Origin of the sequence: Mesorhizobium sp. M1E.F.Ca.ET.041.01.1.1 (assembly GCF_003997355.1) — a bacterium.
In the GTDB taxonomy this organism is placed as follows: domain Bacteria; phylum Pseudomonadota; class Alphaproteobacteria; order Rhizobiales; family Rhizobiaceae; genus Mesorhizobium.
Genome location: NZ_RZSL01001138.1, coordinates 1 through 784 on the forward strand (window position 1 = coordinate 1; position 784 = coordinate 784).

General features: G+C 66.2%; 2 protein-coding genes. Both read right to left on the minus strand.

Translation table 11 applies throughout. The features are described 5' to 3' along the window. Positions 1 to 101: 101 nt before the first annotated feature. A complete protein-coding gene (locus tag EOA38_RS37940) occupies positions 102 to 518 on the minus strand; it encodes a DUF1284 domain-containing protein (protein ID WP_127301618.1) in 417 nt (138 codons plus the stop codon). A 6-nt stretch (positions 519 to 524) separates the two neighbouring features. Then, positions 525 to 784 (minus strand): biotin transporter BioY (locus tag EOA38_RS37945; protein ID WP_189435238.1); only part of this gene is annotated, 260 nt, incomplete at its 5' end.

Below are 784 nucleotides of genomic sequence, written 5' to 3' on the forward strand. Positions count from 1 at the left end.
GGTCGGGCTTCAATCCGGCGCGAATCACAATGCGATCATCCGGCTTAAAAAACGATGCCGCGCGGCCAAGAAGTCCGGAGCAGGAGCGGAAATATCCGCTCCTAGAGACGAGTATCGTGAAATCCGCCGGCGGCAACCGCGCCGCACAGGTCGGACCATTCGCAGCCGGAGCACGCCTGGCGCGTCTGGCCGGAGGAAAACGCCGTCCGCATCCGTGCCAGGCTGGAGGCGTCTAATACCAGCGCCTCGCCGGCCTCGATCGGCCGGCCGAGAAGAGCCCCGACATCGCGCGCCGCGAGCCGGTCCCGCTCGACCGCGCTCTCGCGCAGGCAATGCGGCTCGGGCTCGTCCAGCATCGGGGCACAGATGTCGTCCGGCCCGGAGACGATCAAGACCGCCTCGCCCTTGCCCAGCCGCCCCACCACCTTGTCATAGTTGGCGGTGAAGGCGGGCGAGTAACCCTTGCCGACATAGGTCAGCAGGCAGAGCAGATGATGGGCGCGCAGCCTGACGGTCATAGCGTCTTACGCGCGTGGGTCGCGCGGTTCGGTTCGATAGGTGGAGAAGAGCTTCAGCGTCGCGGCACCCAGCGCCGACTTCAGCAAGCCGCCGACGACGAACGGCAGGAAGCCGAAGGTGATGGCCTTCTCGGCGCCAATCATGACGGCAAGCCAGGCCGTGCCGAGAACCAGGCACAGAAGATTGCCGATGAGCATGGCGACAAAGGCAAGCATCACCCGATTGCCGTTCCAGCCGCGCTCGGCCAGCCAGCCGACCACCGCAC